Below are 3,183 nucleotides of genomic sequence, written 5' to 3' on the forward strand. Positions count from 1 at the left end.
GTCCACCTACGTGACCATGGACAATATCTTTGGACCAACCGCATGTCGAAGTATTCTATATTGCAAGAGTTGCAAAAACGTATTTGAGGCCATGAAACCGGTCTCTACCAACATGTAAAGTGAGGAGAAAATAATGGCTAAATTAATCGCATTATACAAACATCCTGAAAACAAAGAGGCTTTCGATGATCATTACTTCAATGTCCATGGTCCGCTGACAGCAAAAATTCCTGGTCTGCGCGAAATGAAAGTGACCAAATTCACTGGTTCTCCAATGGGTGGAGAAAGCAAATATTACCTTATGTGCGAGATGATTTACGATGATGTGGAATCAATGCAACAAGGTATGCGTTCTGCTGAAGGTAAAGCTTCCGGTAAAGACCTAATGGGGTTTGCTGGGAATCTAGTATCCTTGATGATTGGTGAAGATGCGTAATGAACGCGTTTGAATTCATTGAAACTTCCATTGAAGGAAACGTGGCGTTAATCGAACTGAATCGTCCACGTCAGTTGAATTCCCTGAACCGGAAAATGGTAAGGGAACTGGTCGATGCGATGGAAGGTTTTGATCGAGATGACCAGGTGCGCGTGATGGTGTTGGCTGGTAAGGGCCGAGCTTTTTCGGCAGGAGCGGACATCGACGAAATGACGAATGATGATTCAATCAGTTTGGAACTGCTGAATCAATTTGCCGATTGGGATCGGTTGGCCCTCATTAAGAAGCCGATTATTGGTGCTGTAAAAGGATTTGTTTTCGGCGGAGGATTCGAGCTTGCACTATGTTGTGACGTTCTAATTACAGCCAGTGGGACAGAGTTTTCATTCCCTGAAGTAGGTCTTGGTGTCATGCCCGGAGCAGGTGGAACACAGCGCTTGACGAAACTTGCCGGACGGACAAAAGCTTTGGAGTGGCTATGGACGGGCGAGCGTATTTCAGCGAATGAAGCTTTAAAATATGGAGTCATTAATAAAATCGTAGCACCAGAACTTCTAATGGAAGAGTGTATGAAGTTCGCAAACAAACTTGCCAAGCAACCGCCTCTTTCCTTACGTCTTATCAAAGATTCTGTAAACAAGGCAGTTGATTCTTCCTTATTTGAAGGCATGCAGTATGAACGGAAAAACTTCTATCTGCTGTTCTCAACTCAGGACCAAAAAGAAGGCATGAATGCGTTTGTTGAAAAGAGAAAACCCGATTATAAAGGGAAATAAGGAGTGTGTTGGATGATTGAGACGATCCGTTACGACGTCAAGGACGGTATTGCATGGCTCTATTTAAATAGACCGGACAGTTTGAACGCATTTGTCGCTCAAATGAACCGTGAAGTAAAAGACGCAATCAAAACTGCATCTAACGATGAACAAGTTCGCTGCATTGTCATTTCAGGCGAAGGACGGGCATTTTGTTCTGGACAGGATTTATCGGAAGTCGATGAAAGTATGGATCACGGTCAAGTCTTGCGTGACCATTATGGGCCGATGATGAAGCAAATCAGGCAGTGTGAAAAACCACTTATCGCAGCTGTAAATGGAGTTGCGGCGGGAGCTGGATTCAGTTTAGCACTTGCTTGTGATTTCAGGCTTGTCTCAGAGCGCGCAAGTTTTATTAATGCGTTTATCCATGTTGGTCTCATTCCCGATTCAGGGAATCTCTATTATTTAACACGCCTGGTGGGTGAAGCGAAGGCTATAGAACTTTCAATATTGGGTGAAAAAGTGAAAGCAGAAGATGCATTTAATATGGGACTGGCAACACAACTTATCTCAGCGGAAAGTTGGGAAGAAGATGTAACTGCTTTTGCAAAACGCATTGCCTCTTTACCGACGAAAGCAGTCGGATTGATTAAACGGTATTTGAAAGCGGTTCCAGAACTTTCGTTTGAAGATTACCTTGAACATGAAGCTCAAGGGCAACGGATAGCAGGACTTACAAAAGATCACCGTGAAGGTGTCAATGCATTTATGGAAAAACGAAAACCTGTCTTTTCAGGACAATAGGGGGAGTAATGACATGGCAACGATCAAAGAAAATCAACTTGAGCAAGAATCAATGAAACGTGATTTTTATCATTTAATTATTAATGGTGAAAAAGTGAACAGTAGCAATGGTGATACGATTAAAACTTTCAATCCGGCTACTGGTGAATTGATTGCGGAAGTGGCAAAAGCTTCTAAAGAAGACGCTGAAAAAGCAGTTGAAGCGGCACGTAATTCTTTTGACCATGGAAAGTGGAAGCTCTATCCGATTGGCCGCCGTGCGCAGGTATTGAATAAAATTGCAGGAATCATGCGCTCTCGTTTCAATGAGCTGGTGGAATTGGAWATGCTTGATACTGGTAAATCGCTTCATGCAGCACAAGGGCAAGTGTCTCAAGCCATCGAAGATTTTGAGTTTTACGCAGGCGCAATCGTTGGGCATCGCGGAACAGTAAATAACGTACCGGGTCAATTCCACAACTATACGGAGAAAGAGCCCGTTGGAGTTTGCGCTCAAATCATTCCCTGGAACTATCCGTTAATGATGGCAGCATGGAAAATCGCACCTGCAATAGCTGTAGGATGTTCAGTAATTGTCAAACCGGCATCTCTTACTCCACTTACTGCAATAATCCTTGGAGAAATCTGTCTCGAAGCAGGGGTTCCTGCAGGTGTAGTGAACGTGATTCCAGGTTCGGGAGCGGAAGTCGGAAACTTCTTAGTGGGGCATCCACGAGTAAATAAAGTTGCGTTTACAGGTTCTACACCAATCGGGAAAGACATTATGGGTAAAGCTTCTGAAACGTTAAAACGCGTGACATTAGAGCTTGGCGGTAAATCTCCAAGTCTAGTATTTGAAGATGCAGATATTGATGCTGCGGTTGATGGTTCATTATTTGGCATATTCTATAATTCGGGCCAATCATGTGAGGCACGTTCTCGTTTATACGTCCATGAAGACATTTACGATGAATTCATGAACAAGTTTGTAGAAAAAGCGAAGAAATTACAGATGGGCAATCCGTTTGATAAAGGTACACACGTGGGAGCAATTATTGATCAAGCACAACTTGAAACAATTGATGGCTATGTCCAATCCGCTAAAAAAGAAGGAGCGGAAATCCTTGTCGGAGGAAATATCGCGAAACCAGTAGGCTATGAAAATGGTTTCTGGTATGAGCCGACAATCATCGCAAACGTTAACCA

General features: G+C 43.3%; 5 protein-coding genes. All 5 read left to right on the forward strand.

Annotation, left to right across the window (positions count from 1 at the left end; all coding sequences use genetic code 11):
• Positions 1–118, forward strand: a 118-nt coding sequence (locus tag AC1DSB_RS16930) for a PaaD-like zinc ribbon domain-containing protein (protein ID WP_477587176.1), incomplete at its 5' end; no start/stop codon positions are given.
• 15 nt (positions 119–133) lie between these two features.
• Positions 134–436 (forward strand): EthD family reductase, encoded by a 303-nt coding sequence (locus tag AC1DSB_RS16935; protein WP_477532089.1) that lies wholly within the window; start codon positions 134–136, stop codon positions 434–436.
• The gene (locus AC1DSB_RS16940) at positions 436–1,212 is read left to right on the forward strand and encodes an enoyl-CoA hydratase/isomerase family protein (protein WP_477532088.1); all 777 of its coding nucleotides are present in this window, start codon (positions 436–438) and stop codon (positions 1,210–1,212) included. Before AC1DSB_RS16935 ends, AC1DSB_RS16940 begins: the two co-directional genes overlap by 1 nt.
• Before the next feature lie 12 nt (positions 1,213–1,224).
• Positions 1,225–1,998: an enoyl-CoA hydratase-related protein gene (locus tag AC1DSB_RS16945; protein ID WP_477532087.1), complete on the forward strand. Its 774-nt coding sequence runs from the start codon at positions 1,225–1,227 to the stop codon at positions 1,996–1,998.
• A gap of 13 nt (positions 1,999–2,011) precedes the next feature.
• The coding region (locus AC1DSB_RS16950; protein WP_477587175.1) for an aldehyde dehydrogenase family protein at positions 2,012–3,183 on the forward strand (1,172 nt) is incomplete at its 3' end.

It is taken from the genome of Paenisporosarcina sp. P4_E4_2, from assembly GCF_056401595.1.

Excerpts from the sequence above, each read along its gene's own strand:
- AC1DSB_RS16945 (WP_477532087.1), top strand. The coding sequence starts at position 1,225 with ATGATTGAGACGATCCGTTACGACGTCAAGGACGGTATTGCATGGCTC.
- AC1DSB_RS16935 (WP_477532089.1), top strand. The coding sequence starts at position 134 with ATGGCTAAATTAATCGCATTATACAAACATCCTGAAAACAAAGAGGCT.
- AC1DSB_RS16940 (WP_477532088.1), top strand. The coding sequence starts at position 436 with ATGAACGCGTTTGAATTCATTGAAACTTCCATTGAAGGAAACGTGGCG.